This window comes from Xanthobacter sp., assembly GCF_041911315.1.
In the GTDB taxonomy this organism is placed as follows: Bacteria; Pseudomonadota; Alphaproteobacteria; order Rhizobiales; family Xanthobacteraceae; genus Xanthobacter; species Xanthobacter aminoxidans.
Genome location: NZ_JAYRPE010000021.1, coordinates 112,350 through 131,279 on the forward strand (window position 1 = coordinate 112,350; position 18,930 = coordinate 131,279).

At 61.3% G+C, this 18,930-nt stretch carries 15 protein-coding genes; 8 read left to right on the top strand and 7 right to left on the bottom strand.

Translation table 11 applies throughout. The annotated features are described in order from the left end of the window. The first annotated feature begins 35 nt into the window (after positions 1 to 35). Positions 36 to 1,049: a UDP-glucose 4-epimerase GalE gene (gene galE, locus ACE3QW_RS07645; RefSeq protein ID WP_374251050.1), complete on the top strand. Its 1,014-nt coding sequence runs from the start codon at positions 36 to 38 to the stop codon at positions 1,047 to 1,049. An 80-nt stretch (positions 1,050 to 1,129) separates the two neighbouring features. On the opposite strand, the gene ACE3QW_RS07650 is transcribed toward galE, so the two are convergent. Together ACE3QW_RS07650 and ACE3QW_RS07655 are read right to left on the bottom strand one after the other, a co-directional pair. Continuing rightward, positions 1,130 to 2,266 (bottom strand): hypothetical protein, encoded by a 1,137-nt coding sequence (locus ACE3QW_RS07650; RefSeq protein ID WP_374251051.1) that lies wholly within the window; start codon positions 2,264 to 2,266, stop codon positions 1,130 to 1,132. 157 nt (positions 2,267 to 2,423) lie between these two features. Next, on the bottom strand, positions 2,424 to 4,526 hold the full coding sequence (locus ACE3QW_RS07655; protein ID WP_374251052.1) for a glycosyltransferase: 2,103 nt from the start codon (positions 4,524 to 4,526) through the stop codon (positions 2,424 to 2,426). 472 nt (positions 4,527 to 4,998) lie between these two features. On the opposite strand from ACE3QW_RS07655, the gene ACE3QW_RS07660 reads away from it, so the two are divergent. Both ACE3QW_RS07660 and ACE3QW_RS07665 read left to right on the top strand, forming a co-directional pair. Further along, the gene (locus tag ACE3QW_RS07660) at positions 4,999 to 7,119 is read left to right on the top strand and encodes a glycosyltransferase (RefSeq protein ID WP_374251053.1); all 2,121 of its coding nucleotides are present in this window, start codon (positions 4,999 to 5,001) and stop codon (positions 7,117 to 7,119) included. Next, entirely contained in the window at positions 7,116 to 7,709 is a 594-nt protein-coding gene (locus ACE3QW_RS07665) for a hypothetical protein (RefSeq protein ID WP_374251054.1), read from the top strand. The genes ACE3QW_RS07660 and ACE3QW_RS07665 overlap by 4 nt, the downstream gene beginning before the upstream one ends. A gap of 42 nt (positions 7,710 to 7,751) precedes the next feature. Here ACE3QW_RS07665 and ACE3QW_RS07670 read toward each other — a convergent pair whose 3' ends face one another. The 5 genes from ACE3QW_RS07670 to ACE3QW_RS07690 all read right to left on the bottom strand — a co-directional run bounded on the left by ACE3QW_RS07670 (position 7,752) and on the right by ACE3QW_RS07690 (position 12,603). Further along, entirely contained in the window at positions 7,752 to 8,882 is a 1,131-nt protein-coding gene (locus ACE3QW_RS07670; protein WP_374251055.1) for a UDP-galactopyranose mutase, read from the bottom strand. A gap of 63 nt (positions 8,883 to 8,945) precedes the next feature. Then, entirely contained in the window at positions 8,946 to 9,788 is an 843-nt protein-coding gene (locus ACE3QW_RS07675) for a hypothetical protein (RefSeq protein ID WP_374251056.1), read from the bottom strand. Positions 9,789 to 9,840: 52 nt separating this feature from the next. After that, positions 9,841 to 10,656 (bottom strand): ABC transporter permease, encoded by an 816-nt coding sequence (locus ACE3QW_RS07680; protein WP_029558216.1) that lies wholly within the window; start codon positions 10,654 to 10,656, stop codon positions 9,841 to 9,843. A gap of 2 nt (positions 10,657 to 10,658) precedes the next feature. After that, positions 10,659 to 11,315, bottom strand: coding sequence for an ABC transporter ATP-binding protein (locus ACE3QW_RS07685; RefSeq protein WP_029558217.1), 657 nt, complete (start codon positions 11,313 to 11,315; stop codon positions 10,659 to 10,661). A gap of 7 nt (positions 11,316 to 11,322) precedes the next feature. Then, positions 11,323 to 12,603, bottom strand: coding sequence for a hypothetical protein (locus ACE3QW_RS07690; protein WP_156026390.1), 1,281 nt, complete (start codon positions 12,601 to 12,603; stop codon positions 11,323 to 11,325). A 280-nt stretch (positions 12,604 to 12,883) separates the two neighbouring features. Between ACE3QW_RS07690 and ACE3QW_RS07695 the strand changes: the two genes are divergently transcribed. The 5 genes from ACE3QW_RS07695 (at position 12,884) to ACE3QW_RS07715 (ending at position 18,909) form a co-directional block, all read left to right on the top strand. Beyond that, positions 12,884 to 14,326 (top strand): glycosyltransferase family 4 protein, encoded by a 1,443-nt coding sequence (locus tag ACE3QW_RS07695; RefSeq protein WP_374251057.1) that lies wholly within the window; start codon positions 12,884 to 12,886, stop codon positions 14,324 to 14,326. 209 nt (positions 14,327 to 14,535) lie between these two features. Further along, complete coding sequence (locus ACE3QW_RS07700) at positions 14,536 to 15,531, top strand: NAD-dependent epimerase/dehydratase family protein (RefSeq protein WP_051679201.1); 996 nt, start codon at positions 14,536 to 14,538, stop codon at positions 15,529 to 15,531. Further along, a complete protein-coding gene (locus ACE3QW_RS07705; protein ID WP_374251058.1) occupies positions 15,456 to 16,781 on the top strand; it encodes a glycosyltransferase family 4 protein in 1,326 nt (441 codons plus the stop codon). Before ACE3QW_RS07700 ends, ACE3QW_RS07705 begins: the two co-directional genes overlap by 76 nt. Next, a complete protein-coding gene (locus ACE3QW_RS07710) occupies positions 16,778 to 17,626 on the top strand; it encodes a class I SAM-dependent methyltransferase (RefSeq protein WP_374251059.1) in 849 nt (282 codons plus the stop codon). The genes ACE3QW_RS07705 and ACE3QW_RS07710 overlap by 4 nt, the downstream gene beginning before the upstream one ends. 2 nt (positions 17,627 to 17,628) lie before the next feature. Continuing rightward, a complete protein-coding gene (locus tag ACE3QW_RS07715; protein WP_374251060.1) occupies positions 17,629 to 18,909 on the top strand; it encodes a hypothetical protein in 1,281 nt (426 codons plus the stop codon). Positions 18,910 to 18,930: the final 21 nt, after the last annotated feature.

The following is an 18,930-nucleotide window of genomic DNA, read 5'->3' on the forward strand; positions in this document are numbered from 1 at the left end:
GCGCGTTGGTTGATCCTTGGTGCTGTGGGTTAGGAATGTCCATTCTTGTTACCGGCGGAGCCGGTTATATCGGAAGTCACGTCGTCCTCGCTTTGGTCGACCGTGCCGAGGACGTCGTCGTTCTCGACGATCTCTCGACCGGCTTCGCGGATTCCTTGCATCCAGCCGCCCGGCTGGTGGTGGGCGACGTGAGTGATGCTGCGCTCGTTGCGCGCCTCGCCGCCGAATACGGAATCACGGAAATTATTCATTTTGCGGCAAAGATCGTCGTTCCAGATTCGGTTTCCGATCCGCTTGGCTATTATCTCGGCAACACGGCCAAGACCCGCAGCCTGTTCGCAGCCGCTGTGGCCGCTGGGGTGAAGCGCATTATTTTCTCATCTACGGCTGCGGTCTATGGCGACCCTGGCGCGGGTGTCATTTCGGAGGATCATCCGGCAGCACCCATCAATCCCTACGGACGCTCGAAGCTGATGAGCGAGTGGATGCTGGCAGACACCGCCCGGGCCCACGGCCTCCAATACACGGTGCTTCGCTATTTCAACGTCGCGGGGGCTGACCCGGAGGGCCGCGCCGGCCAGTCCTCCCGCCAGGCCACCCACCTCATCAAGGTGGCGAGCCAGGTGGCAACTGGCGAGCGGGCCGGGCTGGAGATATTCGGCACCGACTATGCCACGCCCGATGGAACCTGCATCAGGGACTACATCCATGTTTCGGACCTGGCCCGCGCCCATGTGGCCGCGCTCAATGCGCTGCGCGCGGGGGGGCAAAACCTGACGCTTAATTGCGGCTACGGCCGCGGTTATTCGGTGCGGGACGTCGTTGAAGTGGTCAAACAGGTGTCCGGGGTGGATTTCCCCGTGAAGATCTCTCCACGGCGCTCCGGCGATCCGGCGACGCTTGTAGCAGGCGCGCAGCGCATTCGTGACGAACTGGGCTGGGAGCCTCTGCTTGACGATTTGCCCACCATCGTTCGCCACGCACTCGCCTGGGAGCGGCGGCTCGCACGGGGGAAGGCGCAGCAATCCCCTCAGGTGGCGACCGTCTGAACGGGGCGCCTTTCTGGTCGGATTGCTGATGCCATCAGGCGGAGGCTTGCGGATTTCCGTTTCAAGCCTCCGCGTCTCTGTCACTTGACCTGCAACAGGGTCACGGCAAGGGACTTGAAAAGGAGGCTGGCGTACGTGGGGGGCACGAACAGGATCAGGCGGCACCTGTTGGATTGGAAGGCCGTGAGATCGAGCGGGTAGGCCTGTTGCGTCCTTGTGCCATTCGTGTCGATGGCTATGCCTCCAAGGCTGATATCTTGGTAGCCATCCTCGACGAATATCCGGAAGACCCCCTCGAGGATGGCCTCCGAAGGCTGCGGAAGATAGCTGGACTGGATATCAATCAAGAGCCCCCTGCAGGCACCGACGGACGTCGGATGGAACAGGAACTCGATCGTCCGCCAGTCCGAATCCGCGCATCCCGTCAGATCGACGACGATGTTGTCGTCCATCTTCAAGAGGGCAACTGCCTCCTCCGCGGCAGGGCCGAAGCTGAAGCAGACATTCGGGGCGACTTCGGCGTAGCACGCGACCTCGCGCCGGGTTGCGGCATCTATCGTCAAGGCTTCGGTTGAAAGCTCCGCCCGATGGGCACCTTCAAGCGTCCGGTTCTCGAGCTGGGTCAACAAATCGCTGCTCGCTCTCATCGCGAGCAGCTTCGCGTCCCGCAGGATGCCTATCGTTCTAACCTCGGAGATGCCGAATACGGTCGAGCGGCTCTCGATGAAGAAGATCAGCTTTGCGCCGGACGCTCCTGCCAGGGCGTCCTGAATCTTCTGGGAGAGAACGACCGGGAAGGCATGGGTCGTGGATGTGGCATTGAACTCCAGCTCGGCGGAAGAGAAATCCACCCACCGCCCATCGGGATATGTGACTCTCAGGACGGAAAAGACCGAAACGGATTTGACGGAGAAGGCATCCAAGATTGAGACGAAAGTCGAAGTCTCCCGAACATCGTCGATATCGAGGGTGATTTCGATCGTCAGCCAGTTCGCGTCTTCCAGCTTGCGGGGCTCGATCTCAATGAACACGTTGCCATTGAAGGACTTGCGCGAGATCAGGATGCCCGAGTCGCGGCCCGGCTGGGCGTCGAACTCAACCCGGACGTTAGGGGTGAGATCGATCCCTTGACGGAAAAAGCGAGGCTTGTCCCCGACCAGGGCGAGCCCGTTCATAGAGGAGGCGGCGAACAGGGTCTTGGCGTCAATCGCACTCACGGAAGCTTTCCTTCCAATATTCCATGCTGGCTCGGATATCCCGAATCGGGTCCGGATGAGAGGGGTCCGGGACATGCCGGGCACCCGAGTTAAGCGACAAGGCAGGAAGGGGGGCTTGGTCCTGTGACCCGATCCCCCGGGGCCGCGAGGGCCTGGATCACTTTTGGAGCGTGCTGGGCTTGCCAGCGACATGGTAGAAATTATTGGGACCGTTCGCATTGAGAAAGGCGACCAGCTCGGCGCCCCAGCGGTCATAGAGAGCCTTGTGTTTCGAGGTGATTTTCTCGAAATTGAGGTCCCACAGATTGACCTTGGTCCGGAAGATCGAATTGCTCCGGATGCGGTATTCAAACAGGGCCTTCGGGATCATTATTCCGTATTGGCCGTTGGCGATCAGCTTGATTACGCCTTCCCAGTCATCAAGGAACATTCTCAAATCCGGGTCATGCTGCCCGAATTCGATGAAGACCTCCCGACGATAGACGAGAGATTGGCAGTTCGTCTGATTCATCACGATTTGAAGGGGCGGCTCGGCATTCGATGTGGCCCAATGCCGGATCCTGCCGGACTCATTGAAATCCTCGATCCAACATCCCACGAATGCGACGTTCGCGTAATGGTCGAGGATTGCAGTCGCTTGCTCGTAGTAGGCGGGCGAAACGAGATCGTCAGCGTCCAGCAGCGTCAGGTAGCGGCCCTTGGCATGGCCTGCGCCAAAATTGCGGGCCTCCGCGACGCCGCCGTTGGGAACGTTGAAGATGCGGAGGACGTCGGGTCCGAGCCCATGGCGCCGATGGAGGCCGTCAAGCTTGGCGAGCGCGTCGGGGCTGGTGCTGCCGTCATTCACGAGAATGATCTCGCAGTCCTCAAGATGGCTTTTCCGGATGCTGGCAATGGTCTCGTCGATGAACTCGTGCATGTTGAAATAGGGGATGACAACCGACAGTCGCGGGCCGTCCCCTTCAATCTGGCTGTGGCTCGCACGCCCGGATACATCTGACGGCAGCGAGAACGGGAAGTGTGTGCGGCTCGTCGAGAGTGTCTCGACGAAGGCGCTCTTGGCAGCGAAGAATTTCTGGGGGTCGCAATGCTCGGCGACTGCTGCCCTTGCGGCAGTGCCAACGGCGGCCCTTGCCGCGGGCTTAAGCTTGATCACTTGGGAGACGGCGTCGGCCACGCTGCGCGGGCTCTCCACATCGCAGAGGTAGATTGACTTCCGGTCCTGCGCAATTTCGCGGATGCCGCCGCGCTTGCCGGCGATGCAGACTTGCCCAGCTCCCATGGCCTGAAGCAGGGAATAAGGGAAATTATCGAATACCGAAGGGTGCAATTGGGCATAGGCGGTGCGCGCCTGCTGCTCAATATAGGATCGCGGTCGCAGCCCTTCGTAAATGATCAGCCCGTCCGAAAAATATCGGGAAAAACGGGACTGCAGGAAAGTGAGATAGGACCCACCAGACGGACTGAAATGGGTGTCTGATCCGTAGATCTTCAGCGGCGTGCGAACGCCCTGGTCCCAGAGCAGGGACATGCCGCGAATCGCATGTTCGATGCCCTTCCAGTAGGTCAGGCGCGAGGCGATATAGACGTGATCGTATTCTATCCTGGGGCCGGGGGCGGCCCCGGGCGGCGGGAGCTCATATGGATTGGGAATCACCGTGTGCCGAGGCAAGTCGGTGAGCAGATCGGGCTTCAATTCATCGAGCAGAGCCTGCGAGGGTGAGACGAGCCCGTCACACGCAAGCATGCACCATCGCTCCATGGTGCCGTGCCAATAGGCGGGCAGGCGATAGATCGGCCTTTGATCGAGTCGGTCGATGAAATAGGTCGGTGTGTGCGCCGTGACGACAATCGGGATGTCTTTGAGATATCTGTTGAGGCACAGCCGATTTTGGATCGTGACGTAGCCGATGCCGAAGCCGTCGGCGAATTCGAGAAACGACGGACGTCCGAGGCGCGCGAACAGACCGCCCGCCCGGGAGGCGAGAAGTTCGGCTATCCGGGAGAACTGAAGCGAGGTCGAAACCCATTCGCCAATCTCATCCCCATGCCACGACTTCCTGGGATTGATGCGAATCAGGATAATGTTGTCGGCTAGCCATTCCTCTTGATAAAGTCCATCGATCGAATGGGAAATGGCAAATATTGCGAGGGAATGGGTCTCGTTCTTGAGATATAGATTTGTAATCTGGCGCATGTATTCCGAAAGGCCGCCTCCAAAATCGGGCGGATATTCGAAAGTGAAGTACCAGGCGTTCAATGTAATATCCCCGCTTCAGATCTCTGGAATGACCTCACCGTCGCATGGTTGTTTGGCAAAATTATAACTGTTGCAACCTGGCGTTTTTTTTGCCTCTACGTATGTCCGAACTATCAGACATCCTCTGGGCACTTGCATCAGCGCTATGCTTGCACGGCAACTTGCGTCATCGACGAACCGGTCTCGGAATGGGGTTGTAGACTTCTTAGGTTTCGCCCGTTCCGTCAAGGCGACGGAATGATCTGCGGCGGATGGGCGCAGCATGCTACCACGCAATGCGCCTCATGGGCAGGCATGTCCAGCGATCGGGAAGACCGTCGCGGCCCCGCGCGCGGGGATGTCGGAGGCTGCTGGTTGATTGCGGCTGCAACCTCACCGGTATATCTCTCCCGAGTTGTACGTTGGGCGCCTCGTATGGTGACCAACGGTCAATCAACAGGGTTGGTTGGGGTGTGGTCGGGGGCCGGGTCATATGAGCTTTCTCCGGGAGGGCGTCGCGCCGTTCGATTGCTCCATCGTGTTGACTGTGCATGGCGAGCGCCATCTGTTGACGCGCAGCCTAGCCTCGCTCGATGCAGCTGCCCTCTACGCCGGCGATCTCGGGTATCGCTGCGAACTCGTCGTCGTGCATGACGCGACCGATCCACTGACGAGCACGATCGCGCGGACCTATCCATTCAAGGGGTTCGTGGCCATCGAGCATGTGGTGACGGAGCATCGTTCGCTCGGTCCGGCACGCAATTCAGGCGTCCGTGCCGCACATGGGGCCTTCATTGCCACGGCTGATGGCGACGATCTCGTTTCGATCAACATGCTGTCCGAGATGCTGGCCCAGGCGAGCGTGGCAGGCGAGCGAACGCTGATGTTCCCTGAGTTGCTCATCGGCTTTGGTGCACAGGATTTTATCGGCCAGTATTATTCGTTGGACGACGAGATCAAGCTAACTTTCCTTGCCGCCCATCCTTACGTGTCGCGCGTATTCGGTCCGCGCTCCTATTTCCTCGCGCATCCTTATGCAGATGCGCGCGTGAGCAGCGGCTATGCCTACGAGGACTGGCATTTCAACGCCGAAGCGGTGGCGCGGGGAATGGACCTCCATGTCGTTCGCAATACAGCGCTGTTCTACCGGAAGAGGAGGGGGAGCCTTCTCAATGAGGCGAATGCGAAATCGGTACGCCAGACACCGCCGACACTGCTCTTTCGCCCGGACGTATTCCTCGATGTGATGGCGGGCGCCTACGACACATATTGTGCCGCGGACAGGCGTCCGGCCTTGCGTCCGGCGATCCACCTGCCCCTGAGCGACAATCCCGTCTTCTGTGAATTCATCCTCGCTGCCAATGCCATCGAGCCGGCTGTCAATCCTTCCGTGATCGACCAGTCCGCCTATTTCACTGCCCTTGAGTGGTCCAACGCCGAGGTCGGGGCCGCATACTTCGAAATCTGCCGTCTCATCGGAGCAGCCACGTTCACCGACATCTTCCTGTTTCCCTTCCTGCGCCATGGCGGGGCGGAGAAGTACATTGGGGATGTGATGCGGGCGCTTCTCGAAGGCGATCCGGCGCGGAAAATTCTGGTGCTGCTCGGGGAGGCTGACCCCAATCTGAACATGGAGTGCCTGCCGCCCGAGTGCGAGGTGGTCGATTTCAAGGCCATCTGGCCTGATCTTGAAGACCGCTTCGTCGATCTCATAACCCTGCGTCTGATCGAAGCCTATGGCGATGCCACGATCCATCTGCGCCAGTCGGTTTATGCGGAGCGTTTTTTCTCAGCCTATGCGCCCGTTCTCGGCGGACGCAGAACGATCTTCTACCGCTTCTGTGACGAGTGCTCCTGTGTGAAGGGCGAACAGGTGACCGCGCCCTGGGGCTTTTCCTTCGTCGATGCGCATGTCGAGCATCTCTTCCGCATCGTCAGCGACAATGGCAGCGTGGTCGAAGCCGATGTGCGCAGGCTCGGCGCCTACGCTGATCGCTATGCGGTGATCTATGCACCCCAGCCGGTTCGGTCGGAACCGCGGGCTGGAGTGGGTCGGAGGGTGCTCTGGGCTTCGCGACTCGTGGCGCAGAAGCGGCCGGAATTGATCGCCGCCATCGCGGATTCGCTTGCCGCTCGGGCATCGGACATCGTGATCGACGTCCGTGGCGACGGGCCTGATTTTGATGCCGCGATGTTCGCCGGCAGGCCCAACATCGCTTATGGGGGCCCGTTCGGGCGCTTCGCGGATGTGGTGAATTCCGAGCATTTCGCCTTTCTCTACACCAGCGTGTTCGACGGACTTCCAAACGTCCTGCTGGAGGCCGCAGCCTGGGGCCTGCCTTCCGTCGCTCCGCACGTCGGGGGCATTGCGGAGTTCGTGGTCGACGGCGAAACCGGCATTCTTCTGCCATCGGGGCCCGACGATGCGGTGCTGGCGGCAGAGTATGCCGATGCGCTGATTGCGCTGGCAGAGGAGCCGGAGCGGCGGCGCAGGCTGGCACTCGCTGCTCAGGAGCGACTGCGGCAGAAACATGCGGCGGAGGTGCACCGGGGAGCTGTGCTGCGGCTGTTCGGCGTCGAAGAGCCGGGTCAGATCGAGGCGGCAGCGCAATGAACGGTCATGATGCAACGATCCGTGCGTTCCGGCGGCGGCTGATCGAGTATGGTGTGCTCATCCGCAACCTGAATGATCGCGTTCGGGTTGCCGCCCGCGAGAAAAGCGAGGTGGCGGCGGAAGTCGATCGCGCCCGTTTCGACGCGGCAATTCTCGGCAACAGGGTGCATGTGCTTGAGAGCCGGCTGTCGTCGCGCCTCACGCTGATCAAGATTCTGCTTGGGCTGCATCATCCGACCCGTGACGAGGAGGTGGATGCCCGACTGGAGATCGTCTCGGGCGCCACCCATGCGGACGGCGTGTATCGGGTCACACCCTTGGGTGGGGCGATTGAGCTGCGAGGTTGGCTCAAGGGGTCAGCGGCAATGGGGGGGGCCGCTTTCCTCCGAGTTGGGACGCGAACGATCGCCTGCGAGAGGTTTCCCCGCGCAGACGTGGCCGGCACGTTCGGTCTTGATCCGACTATCGGCTGGGGATTTTCCGCTGTGCTGCCGGCGGCGGACGTGCCGTCCGCTGACAGCGCTTGTTGGATCCTGCTCGGAGACCGGCCGGTGAAGTGCCTCGGCCACCTCTCCCGGACAGCGGGCTGACGCGCCAAATTTGGCACGCCGGGTCGGCGAGGAACCTAACCCCTATGCCGGCTGCGCGGCGATCCACCGGCTCGCGCTGAGGAGCGACTGGTTGATGACCTGGTGCATGTCCAGATACTGGTAGGTGCCGCAGCGGCCGATGAAGGTGACGTGGGGCAGCTTGGACGCCTCGGCCTCGTACTCGCGATAGAGCCGGTCGAAGCGGCCATCGTGGGTCTTCACCGGATAATAGCGCTCGTGATTGTTGTCGTGGTAGTCGCACGGCTCTTCGACGGTGCGCAGTACACGCGGGCCGGAGGCCTCCAGATGGCCCGGAATGTTGTGCCACCACGTCTCGCGGGTATAGGGGCCGGCATCCGTATAATTGATGGTGACGTGAGGCGATGCCTCGGCGGTCGGAACGCTGGTGGTGTGGAAGCGAATGGAGCGATACGGCAACTCGCCATGGGCGAAGCCGAAGAATTCATCGATCGCCATGCTGTTGAAGCAATGATCGTAGCCGTCCAGCATGGCGTGGCTGAAGGGCACGCCGAGCCTCACGGTGATGGCCGGATGATCAAGGATGCGCTCGAAGATGGCGGTGTAGCCGTCTTTCGGCATGGCCTGGAAGGTGTCGTTGGTGAAATAGCCAGCCTCGCGGGTGGTGCGGATCTGCAGCCGGCGGACCACGGCGGCGTCCATCTCCGTCAGGTCCATGTCCCACATCTTCTTGGTGTAAGGGCGGAAGAAGAGGTTGGTCAGCTCGGGCCCGATCGTGGAGAAGAGGTGGTCTTCCGCATTCACCACCGGATCGCGCGGAACGCTCACGGCGGCAAGCTGGGCGGCGACTTCCTCGGGGGTGGAGAGTGAGAGGCCGAACAGCGCGTTGACGGTATCGAGATTTACCGGCATGGGCACGAGCCGGCCATCCGGAAGGCGGGCGACGACGCGATGTTCGTAGGTCAGCCATTCGGTGAAGCGCGAGAGCCAGTCCACGACCCGCTGGTTGGAGGTGTGGAAAAGATGCGGCCCGTAGCGGTGGATGCGCACACCGGTCTCATCGACGCTGTCGAAGCAATTGCCGCCGATATGGGGCCGCGTGTCGATGACCTCGACGGAGTGGCCAGCTTCAGCAATCTCGCGCGCATGAACAGCGCCCGCAAAGCCTGCACCTACAATCAGGACCTTCGCCATTTAAATCTGTTCCCTGAGATTCGGCATAGCAAGGCGACGCCTTGTGCCAAACCTGTGTTGATACTAAGGTGCGGTTACATAATCAAATTTGTATTGCATTTCTTTGTCCAATTGTTCGTTTATTTTTTTGACATCATTTTCCGTGTAATGTTTTGTCTCTGTGTCGGCGATGAAAAATAATATTTCGCGTCCATCGTCGCTGGTTAGTTTCATCTTTTTGTCAATAATGACGCCAAATTTATTTTCCGGAAAGTCGCCGCAATCAGAATACTTCCAATGTGATGCGACCAAGTTTTGGGCGATATCATCCATTGGGCTGCCAAGTCCTCGAATTTGGTAGGATACCATTACATCGAGCGGAGCAGGGTCGGGTCGAGGAGCGTCGATTATGCGCTGGCACAAGTCCGTCACATCGACATTGGAGCGGAAAAGCTTGAACTGCTCCCATACGCCGCCCCCTTCAGGAAACATAAGGAGGTCTTTGTCCTCGTTTTCGATGAGGTGTCGCTGTAGCGCAGAGGGGTTAAGGAGGACGTCATAATCGACCCACCCCCAGATCGCAGGCGTCGGGGTATGATCAAATCGCGTGAAGAGGGGCTTGAGGCAGCAGGCGTTCCACCCAGTCAATTGCTCACGAAAAAAATCCGGGTATTTTTCGATCAGCTCTGCATGGCTTGAAACGTGGAAGTATGGGAAAAATGCACGAAACCAATCCAGTAATTGGGTGTCGATTATTTCAATATTTGATGTGTCTGGGTGAATCATTTTGCGCCAATTCTCCGCCTGGTCTGTAAACAGGCGAAAATTGGCAAAGTCGGCACTCGCCCAATTGGAAAATATGAACCGGTGCATTGGCTTTGGCGCGCCGAATGCCAATGAATAGATCATGCAGGTTGGCTTGGTCATTCAAGTCCTCGTTCGTTGTGTATATTTATGTTTGGTTACGAGGTGCTCATTTTTATGCGGATCCGATCCGCCGCGCGACAACCACAAGAGCCAAGCCAAAAAAAGACATGCCGAGCACAATAACAAAAAGAAGGGAAGGATCGTAAAACGAACTTTGATATTCGTCGAAATAGGCGACGCGCACGCCGTCGACGATCTGGCATAGCGGAAAATATTGAAGGATCGTCTGCAGCCGTTCCGGCAAGCTGGTTGGAAGATACAACACGCCGGAAGATATCCAGAACAACGGCCCCAGAAGGCTGCCAGCCATGATGAGCGGCATCCAAAGGAGCCCAAGGGAGGCAAAGATCAGCCCGGTTGCGATGCCAAGGAACCAAGCCGCTATAAGTGCATAGGTGAAGCCGGGTAGATGAACCGGGCTCACATCGTAGCCGAAAATGGCGAGCGTGGAGATCATTGAGACCACCACCAGCGTTCCTGACGCAATCTCGACGGTCGCTCGCGCAAAAAGGATGTCGAAGAAATCGACTCCGGGGAAATAGAGCAGGGGCTTGTTCTGCTGGATCGATAGCATCATCTGGCGGTGGCAGTAGAACCATAGCACGAAAGGCAGGATGCCCGTCATCAGGAAGGTCAGGGGACGTCCGCCGATGGGGGGGATTCGGCCGATGACCGTCAGGATCGCCAGCGCGATGCCGAGATGACCGAGGGGCATCACCAGACTGAGCAGGAAGCCGGCATAGCCGGAGCCGAACCGCGTCTGAAGGTCGCGCATGACGAGGGCGCCCACCACGCGCGCATGCATTGAAAGCGCGGTGGACCAGCTCTCGCCGGCAAAGCGCGTCAGGCGGGCCTGCGTTTCGCTCATGGTCAGGCTTCCATCTGCTGGCGATGGACCTCGATGGCGTCGTTGATGTCCTCGAACATCATCAGCCGTCCGCGTTGCAGGACCAGCCCGGCATTGCAGTAGTCCTTGATGGTACCGGTGGAATGGGACGCCATGATCATGCCCGCCCGCGCCCGGCGCTCGGCGAAGGCGCGAGAGCATTTCAGCTGAAAGCGCGCGTCGCCCACCGCGGTGATCTCGTCCACCAGATAGAATTCGAACTCGATGGCCATGGAGACGGCGAAGGCAAGGCGCGAGGTCATGCCCGAGGAATAGGTCTTCACCGGCAGGTCGAGGTCGCGCCCCAGCTCCGAGAAATCCTCCACGAAGTCGGTTACCTCGGTGATGTCCGCATCATAGACGCGGGCGAGGAAGCGGATGTTCTCGCGCCCCGTCATCATCGGGTGGAAGCCGCCCGCGAACCCCAGCGGCCACGACATGCGGACCGAGCGATAGACCCGACCCGAGGTGGGCGCCTCGGTGCCCGCGATGATCTTGAGGAATGTGGACTTTCCCGCGCCGTTCTGTCCCAGCAGGCCGTAGCTGAGCTTGGAGTTGAGGCGAACCGAGATGTTCGAGAACACCGTCTTGCGCTGAAAGTGGGTCCAATAGGTTTTGGTGAGGCGATCGATGACGATCATGTCCCGCCTAGCTCCTCAGCTGGCGCGCCAGCTCGAACCCGGCGAGGATCACGAGCCAGATCACACAGAACAGCGCGGCTGCTGCCACCGGCATCCAGAAGCGGTTGGGGTAGTCGGCCTCCTGGGCGAGAACCGGATTGACGAAGGCCGCCAGATACATGCCGCGACGTTCCGCGTTCACCCGCGCCTGCTCCAGCGCCTCGGCGGCGGTCGTGTACTGACGTTCGGCGATCTGCCGCTCCAGCTCCAGCGTGTCGTAGCGGGTCATGACGGCAGAGAGCGTATCGCCGGCGGCACCGGTGCGGGTGGTCAGCCGCGCCTTCAGCGTCGTGATGTTGTCCTTGATCGCCTGGCGCCGTGCATCCAGCAGGGTGAACTGCGGCGCGTCGGGACTCAGGGTACGCCGCGCGGTGCCGATCTGCTGGTCCACGAGCGTAAGGTCGCTCTCAAGCTCGCTGATGAGCTTGTCTACACCTTCATTGGTCCGCACCGGATCTATGACGCCGACCTCGTTGCGCAGGTCGCGCATGGCGGCACGCGCCTTGCGCAGCCGCTCCTGCGCCCGTTCCAATTCCGCTTGGTTCTGGGCGATGGCGTCCTTCCGGGTGCGCTCTCCGAGCTTGTTCACCATGTCTTCCGACAGGCTCACGATGGCCCGGGTGATGCGAAGCGTATCCTCGGGACTGAATGCCCAGACGCGCACCGTGATGATGCCGGACGTACCCTCGATGCTGGTGTCCATCTGTGCCCGCCAGGCGCGCTCCAAACGCTCCACAGGACGAGACGGATTGAAGCGGGAAAACCAGTCGATGTCCGGCTTGGATAGCAATTGGCGCAGGCCGACCTTCTCGTCGAGTGCCTCCACCATGGCGAGGCTTTTCACGAAGTTGGAGATGATCAGCGAATCCTGAACCTCGGCCAGTCCTTGCAGGGCGGACAATCCGCCGATTCCCTCCAGCCCGGAATGCTCCGAGGTGCGCACCGCAAATCGCGCCTCCGAGACGTACTGTCGCGAGGCGATAAAGACGAAATAGATGCTGGCGAGCAGTGTGGGTACAAGCACGAGGACGATGAAGCTCGGCCACAGGGGCAGTCGCTGGGGGATGGCGGCAAGCGCCTCGATGCCCCAGAAGCCAGCATCCGCCCGCCGCACCACAGGCTGTCGCCTTCGTGCCTCGCGAGCCCGCTGGCGCAACTCCTCGCGTACCCGCGCATTGCGCTTCACCAGCGATTCGGTCAGCTCGTCGCGTACAGATAAATTCTGTGTAGGCGAGACGGGTTGGCTCACCGCCTCTTCCTCCCTCTGGTAACGCTCCGTCGGAGCTTCAACTTTCAAGTGCGCTTCAGAGCCGCTACTAGCATTCCGATGCTTGCCATGTCTATCTTACCTTATGGGGCGCGCGTGCTCCAGCGGTGCCATAGGATGTCGCGCCTGCGAGGTCGCTCCCCCGCGATGCTGCCCGCGCCAAACACATTGCCATACCGATCGGACCCCGTCGTCTGCTATGAAACCATGCCTGTCCGTTCCGCCCGCCGCCATGGATCTTGCCACAGGAGTACCAGCGACCGTGGCCGGTCAGGAGGGCGAGGCTGCGGCAGCAGAAGCGGGCCGCCTCGCGAAAGAGATTGCCGACCTCCGACAGCAGCTGGCCGACATGCAGGTCCGTTCTGACCAGCTCTTGCACTTGATTGAGCAATTGCAGGCCCGGCAGGAGCGGACGCCGGTCCTGCCGCTGCCGCTGGCGCGGCTCGGAACGCTTATCTTCGAGCCGGGGCCTTCCCTTGCCTTCCTGAAGGAGATGGGCACGCTCGCCGTTGCCACGGGAACGGAACTGCGGCGGGATGAAGCGGGCCACTGGCAGCCGCAAGTCCGCTGGGGGAAGGCCGGCCGGAACCTGATGCGGGACTTTTCCCGTCTGGTCTTCGGACAGCGGTCCGTCGTCTATCGCGTGCGCCTGCAACAACCCGCCCTGCCTGACCGGCCCCGGGTGCTGCATGTCATCCCGAATGTTTTCGTGGGCGGCTCAACCCAGCTTGTCGTGGACCTGATGGAAAGGCTCGGCCACCGGTTCGACATGCGGGTTGTCACCGCTGCCCTGCCGCCCCATGGCCGGCACGAGGGGATGGAGGTGGATGTCGTCCCGCTCGGATCGCCGGCGGAGGATTTTGCCGCGGCCTACGCGCGGGTGCAGCCTGACATCATCCACATTCATTATTGGGGCGAGAGCGATCGGCCCTGGTATCTCAGCGCGCTGGCCGCGGCCCGCGCGACGCAGGCTGCCCTCGTCCAGAACGTGAACACGCCCGTCGAGCCGCTGCGTGATCCGCGGGTGGGGCAGTATCTCTTCGTGTCGAATTATATCCGCGCCACCTTCGCTCCAGACGTGACCAATGGGAAGGTGATTCATCCAGGCATTGATCTCGATCGTTTCGCGCCCCGCCGTTTCGCGCCAGAAGCGGAAGATACGATCGGCATGGTGTACCGGCTGACCCGGGACAAACTGAGCGAAGACTCCCTTGACCCGATGATCGACGTCGCCCGCAGACGGCCGCGCACCCGTATCCTCGTCGTCGGCAACGGCGATCTACTCCCGGTTTTCCTCCGTCGTGTCATTGATGCTGGCGTTCGCCAGAATTTCGAGTTCACCGGCACGGTTCCCTATGGGGACCTGCCAGAGATCTACAGCCGGTTCCGGATTTTCGTAGCCCCCGTTGTGCGAGAGAGCTTTGGACAGGTCTCTCCCTTCGCCATGGCGATGGGGCATGCGGTGGCCGGCTTTAAGGTGGGCGCGTTGCCGGAAATCCTCGGCGGCTCACAGACCCTTGGTGCCGACAGGTCCGAACTCGCCGACATCCTGCTTCGGCTGCTGAACGATCCTGCGGAGGTCGATGCGCTTGGTGCCCGAAACCGTGAAAGGGCGGGCGTCTTCGCCGTCGAAACCATGGTCGAAGCCTATGGCACCGTGTATGCGGAAGCGCTTCAAGCCAGCCGAGTTACCCTCCGCGCGTAGCTTTACCCGCTCTTTACCCTGGTGGGTGATTTTGTGAGTTGCGGGTGGTGGTGGTGCCCGCTAATGTTGTGAAAAGGCAGCGGGTCGATGAGGGAAGAGCTGCGGCTGACGCACGCGGGTTCTGCTGTCCGCCCATCTGGACTAGCGTTGTCGGAGCGTTTCGTTCCGCACGATTTGCGAGGCGCGGTGCGCCTCGCCGCGAGGCAGTGATGGGGGCATTGGTTGTAGGAGGCGGGGGGCTGATCGGCCGCCGGCTGTGTCAGGAACTTGCAAGACGTGAAACCCAGATCATCGCCACATCGCGAAGCGTGGCGGACGCGCCGAACGTGCGAGGCGTGTCTTGGAAGAGCGTCGACCTTGCCACCTTCGATGGCTGGGGAGACCTGCTGAAAGGGGTTTCCACCCTTTATCATCTGGCTTGGTCGTCCATTCCATCCACCGCGGTGCTCGACCCCGCGCGGGACGTTCTGGAGAACGTGGTGGGTACCGTCAGGATGCTGGAGGCGGCACGTGGAGTGCCTGGCCTTCGTATCGTGTTCGCTTCGTCGGGTGGCAGCGTCTATGGCACCCCCGAGCACCTTCCCATCAGCGAAGATCATCCCACCCGGCCCATCAGCGCCTATGGCGTCTCCAAGCTGACGGTGGAACGTTACATCGAGATGTATCGGGATCTGTACGGCGTCGATGGCATGTCGGTACGGATCGGCAACTGTTATGGGGCCCGCCAGCATGAGAGCAGGGGCCTCGGCGCAGTCACCCTGTTTGCGCGCGCCGCGTTGAGCGGGAAGGCGCTGCAGCTCTATGGAAGTGGCGAGGTCGTTCGTGATTACGTCCATCTCGACGACGTCGTAAGTGCGCTCATCGCGGCGGGAGCCGCGCGGCGGGTGACGGGTCCGATCAATGTGGGGTCGGGCAGGGGGCACTCGCTCAAAGAGGTCATTGGCAAACTCGAGAAGAAGCTGAACCGGACCCTTGAGGTGCAGCACGTGGCCCCGCGCCACTTTGATGTCTCCACCTCCACGCTCGACATCCACCGTGCCAGCGAGCGTCTCGGCTGGGTGCCGAGGATCGACCTGGATCTGGGTATTGATCTTGTACTGGCGGAGCTTCGCGCAGATCTGGAATTGGAATGCGGATCGCCCTATTCGTCCATTGCTACTACCCAGAACATTTCTACGGGACAGAAAGCTATACCCGAACTCTAGCGCGGGAGCTTCTGGCACTCGGCCATGAGCCGGTGGTCGTCACGGCGACCTTTGCGGGGGAGCCGCGGCAAGAGGATTTCATCCAGCGTTACGCGATCGATGCCGTCAGAGTGATCCGGTTCGATCGCAATCGTTTTCCAGATCGGGGACTGCGGGACACTTTTCACCTGCCCGACCTGGCCACGGTACACCGTACGCTCCTGGATGAGATCCAGCCGGACATCATCCATGTGTGTCACCTGCTCAATCACACATCCGCCTTGCTTGATGTCGCGAGAGGCACGGGGAAGCCAGTCGTTGCCACCTTCACGGACTTTTTCGGCTTTTGCTTCAACAACAAGCTGAGCACGGTGGACGGCATGCGCTGTGCTGGACCGAACCGCAGCCGCTCCAATTGCGTGGCCTGCGCCTATTTCTCGCATGATGGAGCGCGGGCGGGTTTTGGGCGCCGCATCGCGCGCATAGCCGTTTCAGAGACGGTGGCTCGGATGCCTCGCCTTGCTCCCGCGAACTGGCGCGCCAACGTCGCGGCATTGAAGGAGCGGCCGGGGCACCTCTCGGCTGCCTATGGGGCCTACGCGGGGGCGCTGACGCCGACCCGTTTCCTGATGAACGCTTACCGGGCCAGCGGCCTCAAGGTGCCGCTGGAGCTTAGCCGCTTTGGGATCGATATCGACCGCTCGGACAAGCCCCCAGGCCCATCCGGCCGCACTCGGCTTGGCTTCATTGGCCAACTGGCCCGGCACAAGGGGCTCCACCTCCTTTTGTGCGCCATGAGGCGCCTTGATTCCAAGCAGTTTTCACTGGACGTCTATGGCGACGAGACCATGGACCCCGCCTATGCGCGCGAGGTTCGACAGCTCGCAGAGGGCTTGGAGGTCGTCTTTCGCGGGACATTTCCAGTCGAGCGGACCGCCGAGGTGCTTGCCGCCATGGATGTGCTCGTCATCCCATCGACCTGGGTCGAGAACAGTCCGCTGATCCTTCTCCAGGCGCTCGCCACGCACACGCCGGTAGTGATCTCGGACGTCGAGGGAATGAACGAGTTCATCGAGGAGGGGCGCAACGGATTCGGGTTCACCCAAGGTTCGGACGCGGCTCTGACCCGCGTCATCGGCCGCTTTGCCGCGGAGCCGGGGCTGGCGCGGGCAATGAGTGCCTTGACGCAATATGAACGCACGTCACGCCATATGGCCGCCGACGTTGTGCGCTTCTACGAGAGCGTCCAGGCAAAGAGGCAAGCCACATGACTATCTCGATTGAGGGCGACAGGGTCGCGGCGGGTTCGCCGAGCAGCGAAGGCATCAACGGCGATCTGGAAAGCTGGCTTGCCCTCAACCTCCCCGTCGATGGTATCTGGGCGCCAGAGGGCACCATCGCCCCGTGCCCTCCGGAGCCTTTGATGTACCGGACCTCCGGATTGACCGATCCGTTCGGTTTCGCCAGCCATGGCGTGCATTTCCTGCGTTCGCTCAGCGCCCTGAGCCCGGTTCCCCTGAAGGATTTCCGTGCGGTTCTGGATTTCGGCGTCGGCGCGGGTCGTATTGCGCGGATGTTTCATGGGTTCCGGGGAACCTATGTGGGCGTGGATATCGATGCCGATCTGGTTGCCTGGCTGAACGGCCACCTTGGGCATGTGAAGGCCATCAAGACCGAGCCGCGCCAGCGATTGCCGCTCGCCGACAACAGTTTCGACGCTGTGATTTCCATCTCCGTCTTCAGCCACCTTGCCGAAGCGGATCACCGCTTCTATCTGGGCGAACTGGCCAGGGTGTGCGCGCCCGGGGCCATCCTGATGTTGTCGATCCATGGCCAGCGCGCTCTGGATCGGGCACTCGGCGAGGAGATGATTTTCGATATGCTGTGCATCCCGCGTCCCAGCCTCGAGGAGGTGGAACGCCGGTTCGCAAACGGACCCTGCTATGGATTCATTCGCCAGAGCGGGCACTTGTCGAGCGCCACGTATGACTACGGCATCACATTCATCTCCGAGCCTTACATAAGGGCAGAATGGACACGGCACTTCGACCTCGTGGATATTGGGACCGGAGCGCTGCATGACTTTCAGGACGTTGTGGTGCTCAGGGCGAGGTAAGGATGGCTGGATTGCCTGCCGCACCGCCGATCCGGGCGCTGATCGAGCGCAGCCGGGCCCTCGCGGTGCGCCCGTTTATCAAGCCTGGGCTGCGCTGGCGTAGACTTCCACGGACGTATGGTAGCGGGGCCACGGCCTCGTCGCGGTGGTTTGCGCTGCTGCGCCTGACCTTCCTCGTGATGGTCATCGTTCCAGCCGCGGCGAGCATGGTCTACTGCACGATCATCGCCAGTCCGGTCTACGTCTCTGAGGCGCGGCTTGCCATTCGGGAATCCCTTGGCACGCCGGTCTATGATGGCCTGGACACCAATGAGGCGAAGGGGGCGGCCGCGAGTGTCGCGCGCGGCCTATCGGCGCTTCTCGGCGGCCTGGGCGGGGCCTCGCGGGCACAGGGACCGTTTGTTTTCGCCAATTACGTCACGAGCCTCGACTATGTGGCGAAGCTCGACGCTGATGGATGGCTGCGGCAGTTCTTCACCGGCCCGGATATCGATTTCTGGTCGGCCCTCCGGAGCAACGCAACTGTGGAGCAATTGGCGCGCTATTGGGGCAAGCATATTACCGCGACGGTCGACCGGCGGTCGGAAGTCGTGCTGCTGCGCGTCCAGGCGTTCAGCCCGGAGGCCGCGCAAACTTTGGCGGCCCGTATTCTCCTGGACGGCGAGGGTGTTCTGAACAAGCTCGCGGCGCAGTCGCGGATGGATGCGGTTCTCCGCGCGAAGGAACAGCTCGATGCCGCGACGAAGCGCTATACCGAGGCTCTGGTGCGGCAGCAGCAATGGCGCCTCAAGCGTCGGGCCGTCGATCCCGCCCAGGCCGCGGATGCCTTGAGCATCAGCCTGCTCCGGCTTGAGCAGGAGCGTATCGCTGCGGACCGGGAGATCCGGGCGCTTGAGCGCCTCTCAGTGCCCAACGGACCGACGCTCGGGGTCCTGCGGGACCGGGTCCGGGCCATCGAAAGCGAGATCGCCACCTTCAAGGCGAATCTTTCCGGAGGGGGCAGTAGCACGGCCGTGGCGGCGCTCGCCGCGTACGAGGAATCGGAACTTGATGTGCGGTTTGCCGAGACCCTGCAATCCATAACCCTCGCAGGCCTGCAGGAGGCGGAACGCCGGGCGCGGGCCCAGAGCACGTTCATCAATGTCTACATCGCGCCAAGCCTGCCGGAAACGTCGGCCGGCCCGATCTGGTGGCAGACCGGCTTCTTCGTGTTCGTCTTCTGCGGGATTATCTGGATCAACGTCATGATTCTTGTCGCAGTCGTTCGCGATCATCGCCGCTGAAGGGCGCGGTCTTCCGCGCGG